Below are 22814 nucleotides of genomic sequence, written 5' to 3' on the forward strand. Positions count from 1 at the left end.
GTGAGTTAAGTGGATGTTGAGATTAACGATGATCGAAATGATCTGCTAATTTGTTACCGTATTTTTCGCATAACATAACGATAAGTACGATGATAATGGTTGAAACCCAAAGCACATAAGGCATATTGCGGTGTAATCCGAAAGAAATTGCGGTGTTACCTAAACCGCCACCGCCCACTGCGCCAGCCATTGCGGAATAACCAATCAGCGTGACTAAGGTGAGTGTCATTGCTTTAATTAGAATCGGTAAGGCTTCGGGTAAATAAAAGCGTGTAACTAGCTGCCAAACGTTTGTTCCCATTGCTTTGGCGGTTTCTGTTAGCCCCGTAGGAATATCGCCCAAGGCGTTTACGGTTAAGCGTGCGTAAAAAGGCAAGGCCGCAACACTTAATGGAATAATTGCCGCTGTGGTGCCTAAGGTGGTGCCAACCAGAAAACGCGTTACGGGCATTAAGTCAAATAATAAAATGATAAAAGGAATTGAACGCCCAACATTAATAATGATTTCTAAAGTGCGGTTCAATTTTTTATTATTTAGGGTTTGCCCTTCTTTGGTTAGAAAGGTGATGATGCCCAATGGCAAGCCAAATAATACAGCAAAAAAGGTTGCCACAAGGCTCATATAAACTGTTTCAAAAGAGCTGTTGGCAATCAGTTGCCAAACTTGTGGGGTAAGCTGACGGGAAAATTCAGCGCTAAACTCAGTCCACATAACCTAATACCTCCACACGAACATTATTTTCCATTAGATAAATTTTGGCTTGCGTAATCGCGTCTTCATCGCCTTCCACTTCTGCGATGGTAAAACCAAATTTTACCCCACCTGCATAGTCAATTTGTGAGGTGAGAATACTTAAATCCACGCCAAAACGTTTGGAAGCTTGTGAAAGTAACGGGGCATCTACGGAACGCCCCGTAAATTCAAATTTAATAATTGGCCAAGCATTCGGGTGTTTTGGGGTTGGTGATAATTTTTCCAAATATTCTTCCGGCAAATTAATGTGGAATGTTGAGCTAATAAATTGTTGTGCCAATTCAGTTTTTGGATTTGAGAAAATTTCGCTCACCGAACCTTGTTCAACAAGTCGTCCTTTGTCAATCACCGCAACTTGATCGCAGATCCGTTTTACTACGTCCATTTCGTGTGTAATCAATAGAATAGTAATACCTAAAGTGCGGTTAATTTCTTTTAATAATTTTAAAATTGCTTGCGTGGTGGCGGGATCTAGCGCACTGGTTGCTTCATCGCAGAGGAGTACTTTAGGATCACTGGCTAAGGCGCGTGCAATAGCAACACGTTGTTTTTGTCCGCCTGAAAGATTGGCTGGGTAAACATCACGTTTTTCACTTAATCCAACTAAAGCAAGCAACTGTTCCACTTTTTGTTTAATGTCAGCTTTGCTTTCACCTGCTAATTCTAGTGGTAGGGCAATGTTGCCATAGACGGTGCGTGAACTGAGCAAATTGAAATGTTGGAAAATCATTCCAATATTGCGTCGTTCTTGAATCAGTTGGCTATCGGATAAATGGGTTAATGCTTTGCCATTTACTATCACAGAACCAGAAGTTGGTCGTTCTAATAAATTGACACAGCGGATTAGCGTGCTTTTCCCCGCACCTGAGGCACCAATCACACCGCAAATTTGCCCTTTCGGAACGTGCAAATTGACGTTATCAAGTGCGGTGATTTTTTTATCCGCAATGTCGAAAATTTTACTAAGGTTTTCTAGCTTAATCATATAAGCCCTTTTTATATGCTTAAATTTAAGTTTTTGGTATTTTAGACGTCTAGAATGCTGTGTCAATATTTATTCACAAGATTTTTAGAATGTTCCGCTATTAGTTAGAATAAAATTACGTCATAATGCAACAAAATAGCAAGCATTAATATAATAAGGATAAGAAGGTGAATAAAGCGATTTTTCTCGATCGAGATGGGACGATCAATATTGATCACGGTTATGTCCATCAAATTGATGACTTTCAATTTATTGAAGGAAGTATTGAGGCATTGCAACAACTTAAGGCAATGGGCTATTTATTGGTGTTGGTAACGAATCAATCGGGCATTGCAAGAGGCTATTTTACAGAACAACAATTTTTACAACTCACCGAATGGATGGATTGGTCACTGGCAGATCGCGGTGTTGATCTCGATGGTATCTATTATTGCCCTCATCACCCTGAAGGCAAAGGAGAATATAAAGAAGCGTGCGATTGCCGTAAGCCGAAATCGGGTATGTTATTACAGGCAATAGAAGAATTGGATATCGATCCTGCGCAGTCTTTTATGCTGGGTGATAAAAAAGAAGATATGCAAGCTGGCAAAGGAGCTGGTGTGCAAAATTGTGTTTTAGTGCGTACAGGCAAAGCGATCACCGCTGAAAGTGAACAAACTGCTGATTTTGTGATAAATAGCATTGCGCAATTACCTGCTTTAATTAAGCAAATGAAAAAGTAAAATGTGAAATTAATAGGACGTAAAAGCAAAGTGCGGTATAAAAATTCACTAAATTTTCACCGCACTTAGGTGAATAATTTTGCAAGTTGGTGTAAAAGTCATCAAGCGATAAAAAATCTTAAAAATTTGCAAAAAAAGACTTGCAAAGATTTTCGAGATGTCTATAATACGCCGCACACAACGACGCGACGTTGTAGAAATTAAGATGATACAAATCGCGTCGTTCTTTTTTGCTCTTTAACAATCAATCAGACAATCTGTGTGGGCATTCGTTGATTTTCAAAAAGATTTAAAATTTAGAAATCAATGATGCTTAACTTGAGATTCGAAAAGAATATAACGTTATGTATTCATTGAGCGAGATTAAACTGAAGAGTTTGATCATGGCTCAGATTGAACGCTGGCGGCAGGCTTAACACATGCAAGTCGAACGGTAACGGGTTGAAAGCTTGCTTTCGATGCTGACGAGTGGCGGACGGGTGAGTAATGCTTGGGAATCTGTTTTATGGAGGGGGATAACCATTGGAAACGATGGCTAACACCGCGTAATATCTGAGGATTAAAGTAGTGGGACCGGAAGGCCACTAGCCATAAGGTGAGCCCAAGTGGGATTAGGTAGTTGGTGGGGTAAAGGCCTACCAAGCCTGCGATCTCTAGCTGGTCTGAGAGGATGACCAGCCACACTGGGACTGAGACACGGCCCAGACTCCTACGGGAGGCAGCAGTGGGGAATATTGCGCAATGGGGGGAACCCTGACGCAGCCATGCCGCGTGAATGAAGAAGGCCTTCGGGTTGTAAAGTTCTTTCGGTGATGAGGAAGGTTGACGTGTTAATAGCGCGTTGATTTGACGTTAGTCACAGAAGAAGCACCGGCTAACTCCGTGCCAGCAGCCGCGGTAATACGGAGGGTGCGAGCGTTAATCGGAATAACTGGGCGTAAAGGGCACGCAGGCGGTAAATTAAGTGAGATGTGAAATCCCCGAGCTTAACTTGGGAATTGCATTTCAGACTGGTTTACTAGAGTACTCTAGGGAGGGGTAGAATTCCACGTGTAGCGGTGAAATGCGTAGAGATGTGGAGGAATACCGAAGGCGAAGGCAGCCCCTTGGGGAGATACTGACGCTCATGTGCGAAAGCGTGGGGAGCAAACAGGATTAGATACCCTGGTAGTCCACGCTGTAAACGCTGTCGATTTGGGGGTTGGGCTTTGAGCTTGGCGCCCGTAGCTAACGTGATAAATCGACCGCCTGGGGAGTACGGCCGCAAGGTTAAAACTCAAATGAATTGACGGGGGCCCGCACAAGCGGTGGAGCATGTGGTTTAATTCGATGCAACGCGAAGAACCTTACCTACTCTTGACATCCAAAGAAGGTCTTAGAGATAAGACTGTGCCTTCGGGAACTTTGAGACAGGTGCTGCATGGCTGTCGTCAGCTCGTGTTGTGAAATGTTGGGTTAAGTCCCGCAACGAGCGCAACCCTTATCCTTTGTTGCCAGCACTATGGGTGGGAACTCAAAGGAGACTGCCAGTGATAAACTGGAGGAAGGTGGGGATGACGTCAAGTCATCATGGCCCTTACGAGTAGGGCTACACACGTGCTACAATGGTGCATACAGAGGGAAGCGAGTCTGCGAGGGTGAGCGAATCTCAGAAAGTGCATCTAAGTCCGGATTGGAGTCTGCAACTCGACTCCATGAAGTCGGAATCGCTAGTAATCGCGAATCAGAATGTCGCGGTGAATACGTTCCCGGGCCTTGTACACACCGCCCGTCACACCATGGGAGTGGGTTGTACCAGAAGTAGATAGCTTAACCGAGAGGGGGGCGTTTACCACGGTATGATTCATGACTGGGGTGAAGTCGTAACAAGGTAACCGTAGGGGAACCTGCGGTTGGATCACCTCCTTACCGAAGAGAAGACGAATGTTCACACAGATTGGTTGATTGATGTTAGACAATGAGAAGCAAAGGAATACCCGAATCCTTGAGGGTCTGTAGCTCAGGTGGTTAGAGCGCACCCCTGATAAGGGTGAGGTCGGTGGTTCAAGTCCACTCAGACCCACCACTCAAGTGATGAAGAAGAAATGATTGGGGATATAGCTCAGCTGGGAGAGCGCCTGCCTTGCACGCAGGAGGTCAGCGGTTCGATCCCGCTTATCTCCACCAAATCATTTAATGAGATGTAAATCATTAGTAAGTTCTTTTAGGTTATCTTAAGTCTATATACTTAAGATGGATTTTAGTCAGAGAATTTAGTAATGATAGTACACAAAATCAGTATTATTGTATTTGCTCTTTAACAATGTAAAAACAAGCTGAAAACTGAAGAGACTTTCAAGCCGGTGATAAAGGATAAAGTTTATCATTGAATTGAAGAAGTCTGAGTAGAAGAAGACTTACTTGAACAAAAGCAAGTAAGCGATTCTCAACGAATGACGATGATAGCTTTAAGGAAAAAAATCCTTGAGGTTGTATAGTTAAGTGAGAAAGCGTACAGGGCGGATGCCTTGGCAATCAGAGGCGAAGAAGGACGTGCTAATCTGCGAAAAGCGTGGGTGAGTTGATAAGAAGCGTTTAACCCACGATGTCCGAATGGGGAAACCCGATAGGTGAAGAACCTATCATTGTTTACTGAATAAACTAGGTAAACAAGGCGAACCGGGAGAACTGAAACATCTAAGTACCCCGAGGAAAAGAAATCAACCGAGATTCTGTGAGTAGCGGCGAGCGAAAGCGGAGTAGCCAGTAAGTGATAGCGAGTGATTTAGGAGAATTGACTGGGAAGTCAAGCGAAACAGGGTGATAGCCCCGTATCTGAAAAATCGCGTGTGGTACTAAGCTTACGAGAAGTAGGGCGGGACACGAGGAATCCTGTTTGAAGATGGGGGGACCATCCTCCAAGGCTAAATACTCCTGATTGACCGATAGTGAACCAGTACTGTGAAGGAAAGGCGAAAAGAACCCCGGTGAGGGGAGTGAAATAGAACCTGAAACCCTGTACGTACAAGCAGTGGGAGCCCTTTTGGGTGACTGCGTACCTTTTGTATAATGGGTCAGCGACTTATATTTTGTAGCGAGGTTAACTGAATAAGGGAGCCGAAGGGAAACCGAGTCTTAACTGGGCGGCTAGTTGCAAGGTATAGACCCGAAACCCGGTGATCTAGCCATGGGCAGGTTGAAGGTTGGGTAACACTAACTGGAGGACCGAACCGACTAATGTTGAAAAATTAGCGGATGACCTGTGGCTGGGGGTGAAAGGCCAATCAAACCGGGAGATAGCTGGTTCTCCCCGAAATCTATTTAGGTAGAGCCTTGTGTGAATACCTTTGGGGGTAGAGCACTGTTTCGGCTAGGGGCCCATCCCGGGTTACCAAACCGATGCAAACTCCGAATACCAAAGAGTACTGCACAGGAGACACACGGCGGGTGCTAACGTCCGTCGTGGAGAGGGAAACAACCCAGACCGCCAGCTAAGGTCCCAAAATCTATATTAAGTGGGAAACGAAGTGGGAAGGCTTAGACAGCTAGGATGTTGGCTTAGAAGCAGCCACCATTTAAAGAAAGCGTAATAGCTCACTAGTCGAGTCGGCCTGCGCGGAAGATGTAACGGGGCTAAAATATAGTACCGAAGCTGCGGCATCAATCGAAAGATTGTTGGGTAGGGGAGCGTTGTGTAAGCGGAAGAAGGTGGTTCGAGAGGATTGCTGGACGTATCACAAGTGCGAATGCTGACATAAGTAACGATAAAACGGGTGAAAAACCCGTTCGCCGGAAGACCAAGGGTTCCTGTCCAACGTTAATCGGGGCAGGGTGAGTCGGCCCCTAAGGCGAGGCTGAAAAGCGTAGTCGATGGGAAACGGGTTAATATTCCCGTACTTGGTAAAGCTGCGATGTGGGGACGGAGAAGGTTAGGTTAGCGTACTGTTGGAGATGTACGTTTAAGTTGGTAGGTGGGTAGACTAGGCAAATCCGGTCTACTGTCAACACAGAGAGATGATGACGAGGCTCTAAGGAGCTGAAGTAACTGATACCACACTTCCAGGAAAAGCCACTAAGCTTCAGGCTTTACTAAACCGTACTGAAAACCGACACAGGTGGTCAGGTAGAGAATACTCAGGCGCTTGAGAGAACTCGGGTGAAGGAACTAGGCAAAATAGCACCGTAACTTCGGGAGAAGGTGCGCTGGCGTAGTGTGAAGTTCTTTGCGAATGGAGCATGAACCAGTCGAAGATACCAGCTGGCTGCAACTGTTTATTAAAAACACAGCACTCTGCAAACACGAAAGTGGACGTATAGGGTGTGATGCCTGCCCGGTGCTGGAAGGTTAATTGATGGTGTAATCGAAAGAGAAGCTCCTGATCGAAGCCCCAGTAAACGGCGGCCGTAACTATAACGGTCCTAAGGTAGCGAAATTCCTTGTCGGGTAAGTTCCGACCTGCACGAATGGCATAATGATGGCCAGGCTGTCTCCACCCGAGACTCAGTGAAATTGAAATCGCCGTGAAGATGCGGTGTACCCGCGGCTAGACGGAAAGACCCCGTGAACCTTTACTATAGCTTGACACTGAACCTTGAATTTTGATGTGTAGGATAGGTGGGAGACTATGAAGCGGTAACGCCAGTTATCGTGGAGTCGTTGTTGAAATACCACCCTTTAACGTTTGATGTTCTAACGAAGCGCCTGAAACGGGTGTTCGGACAGTGTCTGGTGGGTAGTTTGACTGGGGCGGTCTCCTCCCAAAGCGTAACGGAGGAGCACGAAGGTTTGCTAATGACGGTCGGACATCGTCAGGTTAGTGCAATGGTATAAGCAAGCTTAACTGCGAGACAGACAAGTCGAGCAGGTGCGAAAGCAGGTCATAGTGATCCGGTGGTTCTGAATGGAAGGGCCATCGCTCAACGGATAAAAGGTACTCCGGGGATAACAGGCTGATACCGCCCAAGAGTTCATATCGACGGCGGTGTTTGGCACCTCGATGTCGGCTCATCACATCCTGGGGCTGAAGTAGGTCCCAAGGGTATGGCTGTTCGCCATTTAAAGTGGTACGCGAGCTGGGTTTAGAACGTCGTGAGACAGTTCGGTCCCTATCTGCCGTGGGCGTTGGAGAATTGAGAGGGGCTGCTCCTAGTACGAGAGGACCGGAGTGGACGCATCACTGGTGTACCAGTTGTCTCGCCAGAGGCACTGCTGGGTAGCTAAATGCGGAAGAGATAAGTGCTGAAAGCATCTAAGCACGAAACTTGCCTTAAGATGAGTTCTCCCCGACTTTAAGTTGGTAAGGGTTGTTTGAGACTAAGACGTAGATAGGCTGGGTGTGTAAGCGATGTGAGTCGTTGAGCTAACCAGTACTAATTGCCCGAGAGGCTTAACTATACAACACTCAAGGGTTTTGGCTTGTTTTTGATTGAAAGAGTAGGGATTTTAGAGCGTAAGGCTTTGAAGTCTGTGAAGAAGAGATAAGATTTAGATGAGATAAAGAATTATCTTGGCGGCGTTAGTGCAGTGGACCCACCTAAATCCATGCCGAACTTAGAAGTGAAACGCTGTAACGCCGATGGTAGTGTGGGAGTTTCCCATGTGAGAGTAGGGCACCGCCAGGTTTTGAATGAAAGAAGAACGCCATTGAGGGAACTCAGTGGCGTTTTTTGTATTTGGAGGGAATAGAAGCAGAGAAGCATCACTGAGAATGAATAGGCTAGATTGAACCATAATCTAAAGATAAAAGATATTATATATAAGTATATTTAAAGGCTATTAATTATGTCTGATATGTTTGGGGTATAAAGACATAAGCAAGAGAAAAAAGATGCAAGAAAAATCTGTCAAAATTACAGGCACTTTGATTTGGGGAGTTATATGATTTTTTCTAAGGAAAATAGTGTTTAGAGATCAGTTTTATATTGCATTCATAGCATTTTTTATAGTAGAATTCATCCTCTATCCTGTAAGGATAGGTTCGTCCCGAGAGGGTGTTATTAATTTTAGCGGAGTACTAAGATGATCCAAGAACAGACTATGCTGGACGTTGCTGATAACTCAGGCGCTCGCAGTGTAATGTGTATCAAGGTTCTAGGTGGATCGCACCGTCGTTACGCTGCTATTGGTGATATCATCAAAATTACTGTGAAAGAAGCAATTCCACGCGGTAAAGTTAAAAAAGGTGATGTATTAAAAGCAGTTGTTGTGCGCACCAAGAAGGGTGTTCGTCGCCCAGATGGATCAGTCATTCGCTTCGATGGTAATGCTTGTGTAATTTTAAACAATAACACAGAGCAACCAATCGGTACTCGTATTTTTGGACCTGTGACTCGTGAACTTCGTTCTGAGAAGTTTATGAAGATCATTTCTTTGGCGCCAGAAGTACTATAAGGAGTAAGAAATGGCTGCAAAAATTCGTCAAAATGATGAGGTGATTGTTCTTGCTGGTAAAAGCAAAGGCAAACGTGGTAAGGTAACTAAAGTGTTACCAAACGGTAAAGTTATTGTTGAAGGTATTAACATTATCACTAAACACGAGAAACCAGTTCCTGCATTAGGAAAAGAAGGTGGCTTAGTGAAAAAAGAAGCAGCAATTGATGTATCGAATGTTGCAATTTTTAACCCAAAAACAAACAAAGCTGACCGTGTAGGTTTTAGATTTGAAGATGGTAAAAAAGTCCGCTTCTTTAAATCTAACAATGAAATTATTTAATTAAAAACTGGAGTAATGCGATGGCGAAACTGCATGATTACTACAGAGATCAAGTAGTTAATGAATTGAAAGAGAAATTCAACTACTCGTCTGTCATGCAAGTCCCACGAATCGAAAAGATTACCCTGAATATGGGGGTGGGTGAAGCATTGACCGATAAGAAATTGCTAGATAACGCAGTTGCGGATTTAGCAGCGATTAGTGGTCAAAAACCTTTAATTACTAAAGCACGCAAATCTGTTGCTGGCTTTAAAATCCGTCAGGGATATCCAATCGGTTGTAAAGTAACACTACGTGGTGAACGTATGTGGGAGTTCTTTGAACGTTTAATTACAATCGCTGTTCCACGTATTCGTGACTTCCGCGGTTTAAGTGCGAAATCATTTGATGGTCGTGGTAACTACAGTATGGGTGTACGTGAGCAAATTATCTTCCCTGAAATCGACTATGATAAAGTAGATCGTGTTCGTGGTTTAGATATCACTATTACTACTACTGCTAATAGCGATGAAGAAGGTCAAGCACTATTGGCTGCCTTTAATTTCCCATTCCGCAAATAAGGCAGGTTACAAATGGCTAAACAATCAATGAAAGCACGCGATGTCAAACGCGTAAAACTCGCTGAGAAATTCTATACAAAACGTATGGAATTGAAAAAAATCATCTCTGATGTCAATGCATCAGATGAAGATCGTTGGGCAGCAGTGTTAAAGTTACAGTCTTTACCACGTGATTCAAGCCCTAGCCGTCAACGTAACCGTTGCAACCAAACTGGTCGTCCACACGGTTTCTTACGTAAATTTGGTTTGAGCCGTATTAAGGTGCGTGAAGCAGCAATGCGTGGTGAAATTCCTGGCCTTAAAAAAGCTAGTTGGTAATTTACTACTTTATTTTGGAATCGGAGTAAAAGCACAATGAGTATGCAAGATCCAATCGCAGATATGTTGACCCGTATTCGTAATGGTCAAGCTGCGAATAAGATTGTGATCAATATGCCTTCATCCAAGCTAAAAGTGGCAATTGCCAATGTATTAGCTGCGGAAGGTTATATTGAGAACGTTAAAGTTTTAGAAGGCACTAAGCCTGAATTGGAAATTACTTTAAAATATTTCCAAGGGAAGCCTGTTGTAGAAAGCATTCAACGCGTAAGCCGTCCTGGTCTTCGTATTTATAAACGTAAAGACGAATTACCGAAAGTTATGGGCGGATTGGGTGTAGCAGTAATTTCTACATCTAAAGGTGTAATGACTGATCGCGCAGCTCGTCAAGCGGGTTTAGGCGGTGAAGTTATTTGTTATGTAGCTTAATAGAGAGGTAGGAAGAAAATGTCTCGTGTTGCAAAAGCACCTGTTAGTATTCCTGCCGGCGTTGAGGTTAAACTTGACGGACAGCTACTAACAGTTAAAGGTAAAAATGGCGAGTTATCTCGCACTATTCATAACTCAGTTGAAGTTAAACAAGATAATAATGAATTAACTTTTGCTCCTCGTGCAGGGGTAGTTGGTGCAGACGCACAAGCGGGTACAGCGCGTGCATTAGTTAATGCAATGGTTATCGGTGTTACTGAAGGCTTCACTAAGAAGTTACAATTGGTGGGTGTTGGTTATAGAGCACAAATGAAAGGTAACGTAGTTGCATTAAGTTTGGGTTTTTCACACCCTGTTGAGCATACATTACCTGCAGGTGTGACTGCTGAATGTCCATCACAAACAGAAATCGTTCTGAAAAGTGCTGACAAACAATTGATTGGTCAAGTTGCAGCAGATATTCGTGCTTATCGCCGTCCTGAGCCTTACAAAGGTAAAGGTGTACGTTATGCTGACGAAGTTGTACGTACAAAAGAGGCTAAGAAGAAATAATTAAGGTAACACTATGGATAAGAAATCAGCTCGTATCCGTCGTGCAGCTCGTGCCCGTCATATGATGCGTGAACAAGGTGCAACTCGTTTAGTTGTTCACCGTACTCCTCGTCATATTTATGCACAAGTGATCGCACCAAACGGTTCAGAAGTGCTTGCCGCTGCTTCTACAGTCGAAAAAGCAATTAGTGAGCAAGTTAAATATACCGGTAATAAAGATGCAGCCGCAGTAGTGGGCAAAATCATTGCTGAAAGAGCTTTGGCAAAAGGTGTCAAAGATGTTGCATTTGATCGTTCCGGTTTTAAATATCATGGTCGTGTCCAGTCTTTAGCGGACGCTGCCCGTGAAGCTGGTCTACAGTTCTAATAGAGGTAATTTGAGATGGCAAACATCGAGAAACAAGCTGGTGAACTGCAAGAGAAGCTAATCGCGGTAAACCGTGTATCAAAAACAGTTAAAGGTGGTCGTATCATGAGCTTTACTGCATTAACAGTAGTTGGCGATGGTAATGGTCGTATTGGTTTTGGTTATGGTAAAGCGCGCGAAGTTCCGGCAGCGATCCAAAAAGCGATGGAGAAAGCTCGTCGCAATATGATTACTGTGGCTTTAAATGAAGGCACTTTACAACACCCAATTAAAGGTACTCACACAGGTTCTCGCGTATTTATGCAACCTGCCAGTGAGGGTACTGGTATTATTGCAGGCGGTGCAATGCGTGCAGTACTAGAAGTTGCTGGTGTTCGTAACGTTCTTTCTAAAGCATACGGTTCAACTAACCCAATTAACGTTGTTCGTGCAACAATTGATGCACTAGCAAATATGAAATCACCAGAAATGGTTGCTGCTAAGCGTGGCAAAACCGTTGATGAAATTTTGGGGTAATGGACAATGGCTAAAACTATTAAAGTAACTCAAGTTCGTAGTTCTATCGCTCGTTTACCGAAGCATAAAGCTACCTTGCGTGGACTAGGTCTTCGCCGTATGCACCATACTGTTGAACTAATTGATACTCCTGCTGTACGTGGGATGATTAACCAAGTTTCATATATGGTTAAAGTGGAGGAATAAGAGAATGCGTTTAAATACTCTATCTCCGGCTGAAGGTGCTAAACATAGTGCAAAACGCTTAGGTCGTGGTATCGGTTCAGGCTTAGGTAAAACAGGTGGACGTGGTCATAAAGGTCAAAAATCTCGTACTGGCGGTGGTGTTCGTCGCGGTTTCGAAGGTGGACAAATGCCTTTATATCGTCGTTTACCAAAATTTGGTTTTACCTCAATGAAATCAGCGGTAACTGCGGAAGTTCGTTTGAATGATTTAGCAAAAGTTGAAGGAAATGTTGTAACATTAGAAACGTTAAAAGCGGCTAATGTATTAACTAAAGATATTCAATTTGCAAAAGTTATTCTTTCTGGCGAAGTGAAATGCGCAGTAACTGTTCGTGGTTTACGCGTAACTAAAGGCGCTAAAGCAGCAATTGAAGCGGCTGGCGGTTCAGTTGAGGAATAATTAATAAATGGCTAAGCAACCAGGTTATCAAAATAGAAGTACTCAAAGCGGTACAAGTGAACTGAAAAGTCGATTATTATTTGTGCTCGGTGCACTTATTGTTTTCCGTATTGGTTCTTTCATTCCGGTTCCTGGTATTGATGCTGCTGTTTTAGCTCAATTACTTGAGCAGCAAAAAGGCACCATTATTGATATGTTTAATATGTTCTCTGGTGGTGCTTTGAGCCGAGCGTCAGTATTTGCATTGGGTATTATGCCGTATATTTCTGCATCTATTATTATCCAACTACTGACAACGGTTCATCCTGCTTTAGCAGAATTAAAGAAAGAAGGTGAGGCTGGTCGTCGAAAAATTAGTAAATATACACGTTATTCGACATTAGTTCTTGCAATGATCCAGGCAATCGGTATTTCTACTGGATTGCCTAATATGTTGCCAGGATTAGTACCTAATTTGGGATTTAGTTTTTACTTTACTGCTGTAATTAGTTTAGTTACAGGAACAATGTTTTTAATGTGGTTAGGTGAGCAAATTACCGAACGCGGCATTGGTAATGGTATTTCTTTAATTATTTTTGCAGGTATTGTTGCTGGTTTACCATCAGCAATTGGCGCAACAATTGAGCAAGCGCGTCAAGGGCAAATGCACTTGTTAGTTCTGTTGCTCATCGCAGTTATTGTTTTTGCAGTAACCTATTTTGTTGTTTTCGTTGAAAGAGGACAACGTAGGATTAAAGTTGAATATGCAAAACGTCAACAAGGTCGTCAAATCCTTGGCGGTCACACCACTCATTTACCACTTAAAGTAAATATGGCGGGCGTAATTCCTGCTATCTTTGCTTCGAGTATCATCTTGTTTCCTGCTACGATTACATCTTGGTTTGGGCAAGGAGCAAGTTTAGATTGGTTAACTGACTTATCGATGTTATTGCATCCAGGTCAGCCTTTATATTTGATCGTTTATGCAGTAGCTATTATCTTCTTTAGTTTCTTCTATACAGCGATGCAATATAACCCGCGTGATACAGCAGAAAATTTGAAGAAATCTGGTGCATTTATTCCGGGAATTAGACCAGGTGAACAGACATCACGTTACATTGATAAAATAATGACCCGTTTAACTTTGATTGGCGGTCTATATATTACATTCGTGTGTTTAGTTCCTTATATTATGACGTCAGCGTGGAATGTTCAGTTCAATTTCGGTGGTACATCTTTGCTGATTGTTGTAGTGGTAATTATGGATTTCATCGTTCAGGTTCAAAGTCATTTAATGTCAACAAAATATGAATCTGCGTTGAAAAAAGCAAACCTTAAAGGTTTTGGGCAGTAATGCTCATATAGTAAAAGGGATAAGCAATGAAAGTTCGTGCTTCCGTAAAGAAATTATGTCGTAACTGTAAAATTGTTAAACGTGAAGGTGTTGTTCGTGTATTATGTAGCGACCCTAAACATAAACAACGTCAAGGTTAATTGATATTTTTCTTGCAAAGAACCAGCTGGGCATATATAATGCTCAGCTCATTTATGTCCTTGACATACTGTTTGAGTATCCTGAAAACGGGCTTTTCAAGATCAGTATGTCAAATTAGTTAAAATAATAGGAGTGCATAGTGGCCCGTATTGCAGGCATTAACATTCCTGATCAAAAACATACTGTAATTGCATTAACATCAATTTACGGTATCGGCAAAACTAGAGCAAAAGCTATTTGTGCTGCAACAGGAATTGCTGAAGACGTTAAGATCAGAGAATTGTCTGAAGAGCAGATTGATAAACTGCGTGACGAAGTTGGTAAATTTACCGTTGAAGGTGACTTACGTCGTGAAGTAACACTTAACATTAAACGCCTATTAGATTTAGGTTGTTATCGTGGTTTACGTCATCGTCGTAGCTTACCGGTGCGTGGTCAACGTACTAAAACTAATGCGCGTACCCGTAAGGGTCCACGTAAGCCGATCAAGAAATAAGTCGGGGTAAATTAAATGGCAAAAACACCAGTTCGTGCACGTAAACGTGTAAAAAAACAAGTAGTAGATGGCGTTGCTCATATTCACGCATCTTTCAATAATACAATCGTTACGATTACTGACCGTCAAGGTAATGCTCTAGCATGGGCTACTGCTGGTGGTTCAGGTTTCCGTGGTTCTCGTAAATCCACTCCGTTCGCTGCTCAGGTAGCTGCTGAGCGTTGTGCAGAAATGGTCAAAGAATTTGGCTTAAAGAACTTGGAAGTTATGGTAAAAGGACCGGGTCCAGGTCGTGAGTCGACAATCCGTGCATTAAATGCAGCGGGTTTCCGTATTACGAATATTACTGATGTTACCCCGATCCCACATAACGGTTGTCGTCCACCGAAAAAACGTCGTGTATAAGACGTATTAGGATAGTTGGAGAAAGAAAATGGCAAGATATTTGGGTCCAAAACTCAAGCTAAGCCGTCGTGAAGGTACTGACTTATTCCTTAAGTCAGGAGTACGCGCGATTGATTCAAAATGTAAAATTGATACAGCACCCGGTCAACACGGTGCTCGTAAACCTCGTTTGTCAGACTATGGTAGTCAGTTACGTGAGAAACAAAAAGTTCGTCGTATCTATGGTATTTTAGAACGTCAATTCCGTAACTACTATAAAGAGGCAAACCGTCTAAAAGGTAATACTGGTGAAAATTTACTAGTATTATTAGAAGGTCGATTGGATAACGTTGTTTATCGCATGGGCTTTGCCGCAACTCGCGCAGAAGCTCGCCAATTAGTGAGCCATAAAGCAGTTGTTGTTAATGGTCGTGTGGTTAACATTCCATCTTTCCAAGTTTCAGTAAATGATGTTGTAGCTATTCGTGAAAAATCTAAGAAACAAGCTCGTATTAAAGCATCATTAGAATTAGCAGAGCAAAAAGAAAAACCAACTTGGTTAGAAATTGATGCTGCTAAAATGGAAGGTGTGTTCAAACGTGTTCCTGAACGTTCTGATTTATCAGCAGACATTAACGAACATCTGATCGTAGAGCTTTACTCTAAATAATAGTTAAAGCTTCGTAGCAAAGAGAGGATAAAATGCAGGGTTCTGTTACAGAATTTTTAAAACCACATTTAGTTGATATTGAGCAAATTAGCTCTACTCATGCTAAAGTGATCTTAGAACCGTTAGAGCGTGGTTTCGGCCATACTCTAGGTAATGCATTGCGCCGAATTCTTCTATCTTCAATGCCAGGTTGTGCTGTGACTGAAGTAGAGATTGATGGGGTATTGCATGAGTATAGTAGCAAAGAAGGGGTTCAAGAAGATATTCTTGAAGTACTTCTAAACTTAAAAGGCCTAGCGGTTAAAGTACAGAATAAAGATAATGTATTTCTGACACTAAGCAAATCTGGAATTGGCCCTGTTGTTGCAGCAGATATTACCCATGATGGTGATGTCGAAATTGTGAATCCTGAACATGTCATTTGCCATCTTACTGATGAAAATGCATCAATTAATATGCGTATTCGTGTACAACGTGGTAGAGGATATGTTCCTGCTTCTGCTCGAGTTCATTCTCAAGATGAAGAACGTCCTATCGGTCGTTTATTAGTAGATGCTTGTTATAGCCCCGTTCAACGTATTGCTTACAATGTTGAAGCAACGCGTGTAGAACAACGTACTGACTTAGATAAGTTAGTGATTGAGCTAGAAACAAATGGCACTATTGATCCAGAAGAAGCAATTCGCCGTGCAGCAACAATTTTAGCAGAGCAACTTGATGCATTCGTTGATTTGCGAGATGTTCGTCAGCCTGAAGTCAAGGAAGAAAAACCGGAATTTGATCCGATTCTTTTACGTCCTGTTGATGACTTAGAGCTGACAGTTCGTTCTGCTAACTGTTTGAAAGCAGAAACAATTCACTATATCGGTGATTTAGTACAACGTACAGAAGTTGAGTTATTAAAAACGCCTAATCTTGGTAAGAAATCACTTACTGAAATTAAGGATGTGCTGGCTTCTCGTGGCTTATCACTTGGTATGCGCCTTGAAAATTGGCCACCAGCAAGTATCGCTGAAGATTAGTGGTCATTAGGTTAAGATTTTTCTGAGAAGGATAAGATCATGCGCCATCGTAAGAGTGGTCGTCAACTAAACCGTAATAGCAGCCATCGCAAAGCGCTGTTCCGTAATTTAGCAAGTGCATTAGTTAGTCATGAAATCATTAAGACAACATTGCCAAAAGCAAAAGAATTACGTCGTGTAGTTGAGCCGTTAATTACATTAGCAAAAGAAGACAGTGTTGCAAACCGTCGTTTAGCTTTTGCTCGTACTCGCAACATTGAAACTGTTGCTAAATTATTCAATGAATTAGGTCCACGTTTTGCACAACGTGCGGGTGGTTATACTCGTATCTTAAAATGTGGTTTCCGCGCTGGTGATAATGCACCAATGGCATACATTGAGTTAGTCGATCGTCCAGCAGTTGCTGAAGAAACTTCATCAGCTGAATAATCGAATTTTGATGTTAAAAAGCCTGCTATATGCAGGCTTTTTTATTTATTATCATTTCAGGTATCAATTGAAAATTATATCTATAACACAATAGTATCTGCCATTGGAATAATTTTCAAAATGCCCAGTATACCTCTCTTTTGGATAAAGTTTTTATTACTCGAATACCTCTTTGTGTCAGAATAATTTGCATTGGTGATAATTGTTGTTTAAATGCAGATAAAGATAAGGCGGTAATAATAGAAGGGTATAAGTGATATATGGGGAGACCGCCGATTGCATTTACTTGAAGTCAAATAGCAATAGATATCAGGATTTAAGTTTGGAATAGGGTAAGCCAGCTTCTGGCAGATAGCGTAAAGAGTAGGAAAAGCTGAGCCAATGCTATTACTATTTCAATTATATCGCTTACGCATCTAATCCTTCATATATTGATTTCTTGCATTCACAATAAAGTTATAACTAATACAATAAGTTAGAAAAGCCTTAAAATTTGCCATATACCTTTTGCTTTTTAATAAAGGTCTTTTTATTAGCAAATAATTTATTATGCCAGAAGAGATTGTGTAGGCTATGTCGTTGTTTTGATTTGTTAATTTATATTACATAACCACATCGCCATAGACGGTTTAAACGCGTAGATAAAAAAATAGCAGGAATAAACCCTGCTATTTTCACTATTTTTTATTCGCCTCTAAACGATATTGCACTAAATCTTCAATTGTCATCACGGGATAACCAAATGCTTCAGCAAATTTGATAATTTCCGCTGTACGTGCCATTGTACCGTCATCATTGGTGATCTCACAGATTACTGCGGCGGGTTTATAGCCCGCAAGCACGGCAAGATCAACAGAAGCTTCGGTATGCCCCCGACGTTTTAGCACGCCCCCTTCCGCTGCTCTTAATGGAAAAATATGCCCCGGTCGGTGTAAATCTTGTGGTTTCGCATTATCTGCAACAGCCGCTTTAATGGTCGTTACTCGATCTGCGGCGGAAACCCCAGTTGATACCCCTTCTGCTGCTTCAATCGTTACGGTAAATGCGGTTTTATTGACACTGGTGTTGTTTTGCACCATTGGGGGTAAATCAAGTTGTTGGCAAATCTCATCGCTTAAACACAAGCAAACAATCCCACTGCCGTAGCGAATAAGTTTTGCCATTTGTGCTGCATCAATGGTTTGTGCGGGGAAAATTAAATCGCCTTCGTTTTCACGATCTTCATCATCTAAAACAAGTACGCCATTGCCTTGTTTGAACGCTTCAATGGCTTTTTCAACACGTTCTTGCGGTGTCCCAAAAGCAGATAAAATAGACTGATTCATAGTAAAAAAACCTTTTAATAATAAATTGATACTTGAATCAGGGCTGATGAGGGAAGTTTTTCGTTATGATAAAAAACAAAATAACAAAAATAGATTTTATCCAAAGATAAAACCCATTTGATTCTCTTTCATCCAGACTTTGACTGTCGGCTTTGGATTTTCACCAAATCTGCTGACTTTACTTTTGCAAGTAAACGCTCGTGGGCTTATGCGTGATGCACTTACCACCGGTAGGGAATTTCGCCCTGCCCTGAGAATGAGGGCATAGTATAACGCAATCTAAATAGAGAAAAAATGTTTTTCTTTACGCAGATATTGCATACAATATGCCACATTAGTGCAATAATGTGAGGTCTTTATGCTAAATCCACAAAAAATAGAGCAAATTATACAACAAGTACAAAATTCCCTACCGCAAGGAATGAAAGAGCTTGGCAAAGATGCAGAGGCAAAATTTAAGCAAGTTTTGCAGGCGCAATTGGCTAAATTAGATGTTGTTACCCGTGAAGAGTTTGATGTACAAACCCAAGTATTAATGCGTACACGTGAAAAACTTAATGAGTTAGAAAAACGCATTGATGCCCTATTGGAAGAACAAAATCAAGCACAAAAAACTCGCTAAAATCTCACCGCACTTGATTTTCTTAAGTGAAAAGTGCGGTCTTTTTTCTAAATAAATTTGGCAATATAAGGAATTTCGTGATGTCCGCATTCGCCTATCTACAACAAAAACGTAAGCAATTAAACTTAAAAGTCAATGAGGTTTGTGAGCAAGCTCACATTACTCGCGCTTATTTTAATCAGCTCGTTAGTGGCAAAATCAAAAACCCAAGTGCAACCAAATTATCTGCCTTACATAAAGTGTTACAAATCACTGATTTGCAAGATAAAAAAGTGGGGGTAATCTTTGGTAAGTTTTACCCTGTGCATACGGGACACATCAATATGATTTATGAGGCGTTCAGTAAAGTTGATGAAGTCCACGTTGTGGTGTGTAGCGATACTGAGCGTGATCTGAAACTGTTTTACGACAGTAAAATGAAGCGAATGCCAACAGTGCAAGATCGCCTACGTTGGATGCAACAAATTTTTAAATATCAGAAAAACCAAATTTTTATTCATCATTTAGTCGAAGACGGTTTACCGAGTTATCCAAATGGTTGGTCTGCGTGGGCAGAGCGTGTTAAACAGCTTTTTGAAGAAAAGCAGGTAAATCCGAGCGTAGTTTTTAGTAGCGAACCGCAAGACAAAGCCCCTTACGAAAAATATTTAAATTTACAGGTGGAATTGGTTGATCCACAACGTCAGTTTTTTAACGTTTCTGCTACCAAAATTCGTAATACACCGTTCCATTATTGGAAATTTATCCCAAAAGAAGTGCGTCCATTCTTTGCCAAAACCATTGCCATTTTAGGTGGAGAAAGCAGCGGAAAAACCGTTTTAGTGAATAAATTAGCGACTGTTTTTAATACAACTTCCGCTTGGGAATATGGGCGTGAATTTGTGTTTGAAAAACTGGGCGGCGATGAGCAAGCGATGCAATATTCCGACTACCCACAAATGGCTCTAGGGCATCAACGTTATATTGACTATGCGGTACGCCACGCACATAAAGTGGCGATTGTGGATACAGATTTTATTACCACGCAGGCATTTTGCATTCAATATGAAGGCAAAGCTCACCCATTTTTAGATTCAATGATTAAAGAATACCCTTTTGATATTACCATTTTATTGAATAACAACACCAAATGGGTAGATGACGGCTTACGCAGTCTTGGTAGCTACAAACAGCGCCAACGTTTCCAACAATTATTGAAAAAATTATTGGATAAATATAATGTGCCTTATATTGAAATCGAATCACCGAGCTACTTAGAGCGTTATAATAAGGTGAAATCCATTGTAGAAAAAATTCTCAACGAAGAAGAGCTACCCGAACTTAACAACGATAAATCGATTTTTGAGGAATAACAGCCCCTATGATCTTATTTGCAGGCGACCCACACGGAAGATATGACCATCTTTACCCTTTTGTGCAAGAACAAGAGGGGATCGCCCTTGTCATACTTGGGGATTTACAACTCACCAGCACAGAAGAATTGGATAAATTAGCACAACATTGCGATCTTTGGTTTATTCACGGTAATCACGACAGCAAAACCGTTGCCGCCTTTGAAGCACTCTGGGGAACAGAATGGAAAAAGCGAAACCTACACGGGCGTGTGCAAACCATTCAAGGTAAACGCATTGCAGGGTTAGGTGGGGTATTCCGTGGGCAAATTTGGATGCCACCAAATAAGCCAGTTTTCTTTGATCCCATTCATTATTGCCAATATTGTCCACAAGAGAAAATTTGGCGAGGAGGCTTGCCGTTACGGCACCGCACCTCCCTTTTCCCTTCAGATTTTGAACAATTAGAAAATCTGCAAGCGGATATTCTTGTTTCTCACGAAGCGCCAAAACCCCACCCACTTGGCTTTTCTGTGTTTAACAAATTAGCGAAAAAAATGGGCGTTACGCATATTTTCCACGGTCATCACCACGAAAACGTTGATTACTCCTCCATTAATCGCGATGTTAATCTCAACATCACCAACGTAGGTTTCCGCAGTTTATGCGATGAACAAGGAAATTATTTATTGAAGAACATTGATGATAGAAAATAATTTTCTCGTTTGCTTATTCTTATCAAGGATAAAGTGCGGTCAAAAATATTATAAAATTTTAGCTTAAACTAAATTCTTTGAAAGTTTCTGCAATAACCGATCCATCGCCCGATAGGAAAGTGCTTCTGCCAAATGAGGACGTTGTATTTGCCTTTCATTATTCAGATCCGCAATGGTGCGTGCCACTTTTAAAATACGATGATAAGCACGCACAGACAGCCCTAATTGCGTGAGTGTATTTTCAAGGAAAATACCGTCTTCAGGGCTAATTTTACAATCTCGTTCAATCTCTTTACTGCTCAAATGGGCATTAATTTTACCCGCACGGGCAAATTGAATTTCCCGCACGTTAATAATTTTCGACCGCACTTGTTCGCTGCTTTCGCCTTTATTTTCAATGTGCTGCAATGCCCCTTTAGGTAAAAGTGGCACTTCAATAGATAAATCAAAACGATCTAAAAATGGCCCTGAAAGACGGTTTAAATAGCGCATTACTTGCTGTGGTGAGGTGCGATTATGCACACCAGTGTAATGCCCTGTGGGGCTAGGATTCATTGCCGCAATCAGTTGAAATTTGGCGGGAAAACAGATTTTTGCATTGGCTCGAGAAATAATAATTTCGCCACTTTCTAGCGGCTGACGCAACGCATCTAACACCTTGCGATCAAACTCTGGCAATTCATCTAAAAACAGCACACCATTATGCGCAAGGGAAATTTCGCCGGGTCTTGGTATCGTTCCTCCACCAACTAACGCTGGCAAAGAGGCACTATGATGAGGGGCGCGAAAAGGACGCAGTTTCCAATTTTTAAAATTCAATTCATTTTGCACAAGGCTAGCCACAGAGGCGGTTTCAATCGCCTCTTGTTCGGTCATTTCAGGCAATAATCCCGTTAAACGACTGGCAAGCATCGTCTTCCCTGTTCCGGGAGGGCCAAGTAACAAGAGGTTATGTTGTCCCGCTGCTGCAATAGTTAATGCGCGTTTGGCGTGCTGCTGACCAATAATATCAGTTAAATCCGCTTGATTTTTAAAGGAAAAATCCACCGCACTTTGCGTGGTTAAATCGCTGGCAAGGGGCAAGATTTCTTGTTCATTAATAAATTGCACCACGTCTAATAAATGCGGTGCGAAATAACTTTTTTGATCCGCCACCAACGAGGCTTCATTCGCATTTTGTTGTGCAATAATTGGGCAACGACGTACTTTTTTCGCCGCCAAAATAGCCGGAATAATACCGTGAACGCCTCGCAATTCGCCAGTTAAAGCAAGCTCGCCTAACAATTCAAATTGTTTTAAGCGTTCAGGATTAACTTGTTCCGAGGCTGCTAAAATGCCAATGGCAATAGGCAAATCAAAGCGTCCCCCGTCTTTGGGTAAATCTGCTGGTGCAAGATTTACTGTAATACGTTTAGCGGGATATTTAAAATTGGCATTGAGCAACGCACTGCGTACCCGATCTTGGGCTTCTTTCACGGTTTTTTCAGGTAAGCCCACAAGGGTAAATCCCGGCTTTCCATTGCTTAAATGTACTTCAATCGTAACTAGCGGTGCTTGCACGCCCATTGACGCACGGCTATAAACAATCGCTAATGACATTCATCATCCTTCATTTTGCTTAATTTGAACAATGAATATAAAAAAAGCGAAAAAGAAAGAAAATGCTCACCGCACTTTTTTGCGATCAAGATCGAGAAAATAGAAGAATAAAATGAGATTAAACGCTGTTTATGAGCAATGATTATTCATCGTAGGTAACCCACATATTCCCTATCGTGAGTTAAAAAACGATTTTCTGAACATTGGCTTTTCTTATTGATTGCAA

At 41.9% G+C, this 22814-nt stretch carries 25 protein-coding genes, 2 tRNA genes, 3 rRNA genes and 1 riboswitch; of the genes, 26 read left to right on the forward strand and 4 right to left on the reverse strand.

Annotation, left to right across the window (positions count from 1 at the left end; translation table 11 throughout):
• Nucleotides 1–22 precede the first annotated feature (22 nt).
• Nucleotides 23–712 (reverse strand): methionine ABC transporter permease, encoded by a 690-nt coding sequence (locus tag L4F91_RS00535; RefSeq protein WP_250351142.1) that lies wholly within the window; start codon nt 710–712, stop codon nt 23–25.
• Entirely contained in the window at nt 702–1739 is a 1038-nt protein-coding gene (gene metN / locus L4F91_RS00540) for a methionine ABC transporter ATP-binding protein MetN (protein ID WP_265762949.1), read from the reverse strand. Before metN ends, L4F91_RS00535 begins: the two co-directional genes overlap by 11 nt.
• Before the next feature lie 167 nt (nt 1740–1906).
• On the opposite strand from metN, the gene gmhB reads away from it, so the two are divergent.
• The 23 genes from gmhB (at nt 1907) to rplQ (ending at nt 16995) form a co-directional block, all read left to right on the forward strand.
• Complete coding sequence (gene gmhB, locus L4F91_RS00545) at nt 1907–2461, forward strand: D-glycero-beta-D-manno-heptose 1,7-bisphosphate 7-phosphatase (RefSeq protein WP_265762948.1); 555 nt, start codon at nt 1907–1909, stop codon at nt 2459–2461.
• A 365-nt stretch (nt 2462–2826) separates the two neighbouring features.
• Nucleotides 2827–4369 (forward strand): 16S ribosomal RNA (locus tag L4F91_RS00550).
• Between the two features lie 80 nt (nt 4370–4449).
• Nucleotides 4450–4526, forward strand: a tRNA-Ile gene (locus tag L4F91_RS00555).
• A 25-nt stretch (nt 4527–4551) separates the two neighbouring features.
• Nucleotides 4552–4627 (forward strand) — tRNA-Ala (locus tag L4F91_RS00560).
• Between the two features lie 309 nt (nt 4628–4936).
• Nucleotides 4937–7835 (forward strand): 23S ribosomal RNA (locus L4F91_RS00565).
• Nucleotides 7836–7946: 111 nt separating this feature from the next.
• Nucleotides 7947–8062 (forward strand): 5S ribosomal RNA (gene rrf / locus L4F91_RS00570).
• Together the 16S, 23S and 5S rRNA genes with 2 tRNA genes alongside form the textbook arrangement of a ribosomal RNA operon.
• Nucleotides 8063–8459: 397 nt before the next feature.
• The gene (gene rplN, locus L4F91_RS00575; RefSeq protein ID WP_005548786.1) at nt 8460–8831 is read left to right on the forward strand and encodes a 50S ribosomal protein L14; all 372 of its coding nucleotides are present in this window, start codon (nt 8460–8462) and stop codon (nt 8829–8831) included.
• A 10-nt stretch (nt 8832–8841) separates the two neighbouring features.
• Nucleotides 8842–9153, forward strand: a complete 312-nt coding sequence (rplX, locus tag L4F91_RS00580; RefSeq protein WP_250351139.1) for a 50S ribosomal protein L24 — start codon at nt 8842–8844, stop codon at nt 9151–9153.
• 20 nt (nt 9154–9173) lie between these two features.
• Nucleotides 9174–9713: a 50S ribosomal protein L5 gene (gene rplE / locus L4F91_RS00585; RefSeq protein ID WP_115248902.1), complete on the forward strand. Its 540-nt coding sequence runs from the start codon at nt 9174–9176 to the stop codon at nt 9711–9713.
• 12 nt (nt 9714–9725) lie between these two features.
• Complete coding sequence (gene rpsN / locus L4F91_RS00590; RefSeq protein WP_250351138.1) at nt 9726–10031, forward strand: 30S ribosomal protein S14; 306 nt, start codon at nt 9726–9728, stop codon at nt 10029–10031.
• 36 nt (nt 10032–10067) lie between these two features.
• Nucleotides 10068–10460: a 30S ribosomal protein S8 gene (gene rpsH / locus L4F91_RS00595; protein WP_250351137.1), complete on the forward strand. Its 393-nt coding sequence runs from the start codon at nt 10068–10070 to the stop codon at nt 10458–10460.
• 18 nt (nt 10461–10478) lie between these two features.
• Entirely contained in the window at nt 10479–11012 is a 534-nt protein-coding gene (gene rplF, locus L4F91_RS00600; protein WP_046098796.1) for a 50S ribosomal protein L6, read from the forward strand.
• A 13-nt stretch (nt 11013–11025) separates the two neighbouring features.
• Nucleotides 11026–11379, forward strand: coding sequence for a 50S ribosomal protein L18 (rplR, locus tag L4F91_RS00605; protein ID WP_046098797.1), 354 nt, complete (start codon nt 11026–11028; stop codon nt 11377–11379).
• Nucleotides 11380–11394: 15 nt separating this feature from the next.
• On the forward strand, nt 11395–11895 hold the full coding sequence (gene rpsE / locus L4F91_RS00610; protein WP_103854523.1) for a 30S ribosomal protein S5: 501 nt from the start codon (nt 11395–11397) through the stop codon (nt 11893–11895).
• A 6-nt stretch (nt 11896–11901) separates the two neighbouring features.
• Nucleotides 11902–12081 carry a 50S ribosomal protein L30 gene (gene rpmD / locus L4F91_RS00615; protein WP_103854522.1) on the forward strand — a complete coding sequence of 60 codons (180 nt, stop codon included), beginning with the start codon at nt 11902–11904 and terminating at the stop codon, nt 12079–12081.
• Nucleotides 12082–12085: 4 nt separating this feature from the next.
• Entirely contained in the window at nt 12086–12520 is a 435-nt protein-coding gene (gene rplO, locus L4F91_RS00620) for a 50S ribosomal protein L15 (RefSeq protein WP_250351136.1), read from the forward strand.
• 7 nt (nt 12521–12527) lie between these two features.
• A complete protein-coding gene (gene secY, locus L4F91_RS00625) occupies nt 12528–13853 on the forward strand; it encodes a preprotein translocase subunit SecY (RefSeq protein WP_250363751.1) in 1326 nt (441 codons plus the stop codon).
• 26 nt (nt 13854–13879) lie between these two features.
• On the forward strand, nt 13880–13993 hold the full coding sequence (gene rpmJ, locus L4F91_RS00630) for a 50S ribosomal protein L36 (protein WP_005548767.1): 114 nt from the start codon (nt 13880–13882) through the stop codon (nt 13991–13993).
• 140 nt (nt 13994–14133) lie between these two features.
• On the forward strand, nt 14134–14490 hold the full coding sequence (rpsM, locus tag L4F91_RS00635; protein WP_017805524.1) for a 30S ribosomal protein S13: 357 nt from the start codon (nt 14134–14136) through the stop codon (nt 14488–14490).
• Between the two features lie 15 nt (nt 14491–14505).
• A complete protein-coding gene (gene rpsK / locus L4F91_RS00640; RefSeq protein ID WP_012072238.1) occupies nt 14506–14895 on the forward strand; it encodes a 30S ribosomal protein S11 in 390 nt (129 codons plus the stop codon).
• A gap of 28 nt (nt 14896–14923) precedes the next feature.
• Nucleotides 14924–15544: a 30S ribosomal protein S4 gene (gene rpsD, locus L4F91_RS00645; protein ID WP_250351134.1), complete on the forward strand. Its 621-nt coding sequence runs from the start codon at nt 14924–14926 to the stop codon at nt 15542–15544.
• A 32-nt stretch (nt 15545–15576) separates the two neighbouring features.
• Complete coding sequence (locus tag L4F91_RS00650; protein WP_126371196.1) at nt 15577–16566, forward strand: DNA-directed RNA polymerase subunit alpha; 990 nt, start codon at nt 15577–15579, stop codon at nt 16564–16566.
• A gap of 39 nt (nt 16567–16605) precedes the next feature.
• Nucleotides 16606–16995, forward strand: a complete 390-nt coding sequence (gene rplQ / locus L4F91_RS00655) for a 50S ribosomal protein L17 (RefSeq protein ID WP_250363749.1) — start codon at nt 16606–16608, stop codon at nt 16993–16995.
• Nucleotides 16996–17672: 677 nt separating this feature from the next.
• Here the strand turns inward: rplQ and ribB are convergent.
• Entirely contained in the window at nt 17673–18320 is a 648-nt protein-coding gene (ribB, locus tag L4F91_RS00660; RefSeq protein WP_395896666.1) for a 3,4-dihydroxy-2-butanone-4-phosphate synthase, read from the reverse strand.
• A gap of 116 nt (nt 18321–18436) precedes the next feature.
• A riboswitch (FMN riboswitch) is annotated at nt 18437–18582 on the reverse strand.
• A 96-nt stretch (nt 18583–18678) separates the two neighbouring features.
• Between ribB and L4F91_RS00665 the strand changes: the two genes are divergently transcribed.
• The 3 genes from L4F91_RS00665 to L4F91_RS00675 all read left to right on the forward strand — a co-directional run bounded on the left by L4F91_RS00665 (nt 18679) and on the right by L4F91_RS00675 (nt 20989).
• A complete protein-coding gene (locus L4F91_RS00665; RefSeq protein ID WP_395896668.1) occupies nt 18679–18942 on the forward strand; it encodes an accessory factor UbiK family protein in 264 nt (87 codons plus the stop codon).
• A gap of 80 nt (nt 18943–19022) precedes the next feature.
• Nucleotides 19023–20294 (forward strand): multifunctional transcriptional regulator/nicotinamide-nucleotide adenylyltransferase/ribosylnicotinamide kinase NadR, encoded by a 1272-nt coding sequence (gene nadR / locus L4F91_RS00670; protein WP_250363746.1) that lies wholly within the window; start codon nt 19023–19025, stop codon nt 20292–20294.
• Between the two features lie 8 nt (nt 20295–20302).
• Nucleotides 20303–20989 carry a metallophosphoesterase gene (locus L4F91_RS00675; RefSeq protein WP_250363745.1) on the forward strand — a complete coding sequence of 229 codons (687 nt, stop codon included), beginning with the start codon at nt 20303–20305 and terminating at the stop codon, nt 20987–20989.
• A 63-nt stretch (nt 20990–21052) separates the two neighbouring features.
• Here L4F91_RS00675 and L4F91_RS00680 read toward each other — a convergent pair whose 3' ends face one another.
• Nucleotides 21053–22588, reverse strand: coding sequence for a YifB family Mg chelatase-like AAA ATPase (locus tag L4F91_RS00680; RefSeq protein WP_395896671.1), 1536 nt, complete (start codon nt 22586–22588; stop codon nt 21053–21055).
• Nucleotides 22589–22814: the final 226 nt, after the last annotated feature.

It is taken from the genome of Avibacterium sp. 20-126 (genome assembly GCF_044358625.1).
Classification (GTDB): Bacteria; Pseudomonadota; Gammaproteobacteria; order Enterobacterales; family Pasteurellaceae; genus Avibacterium.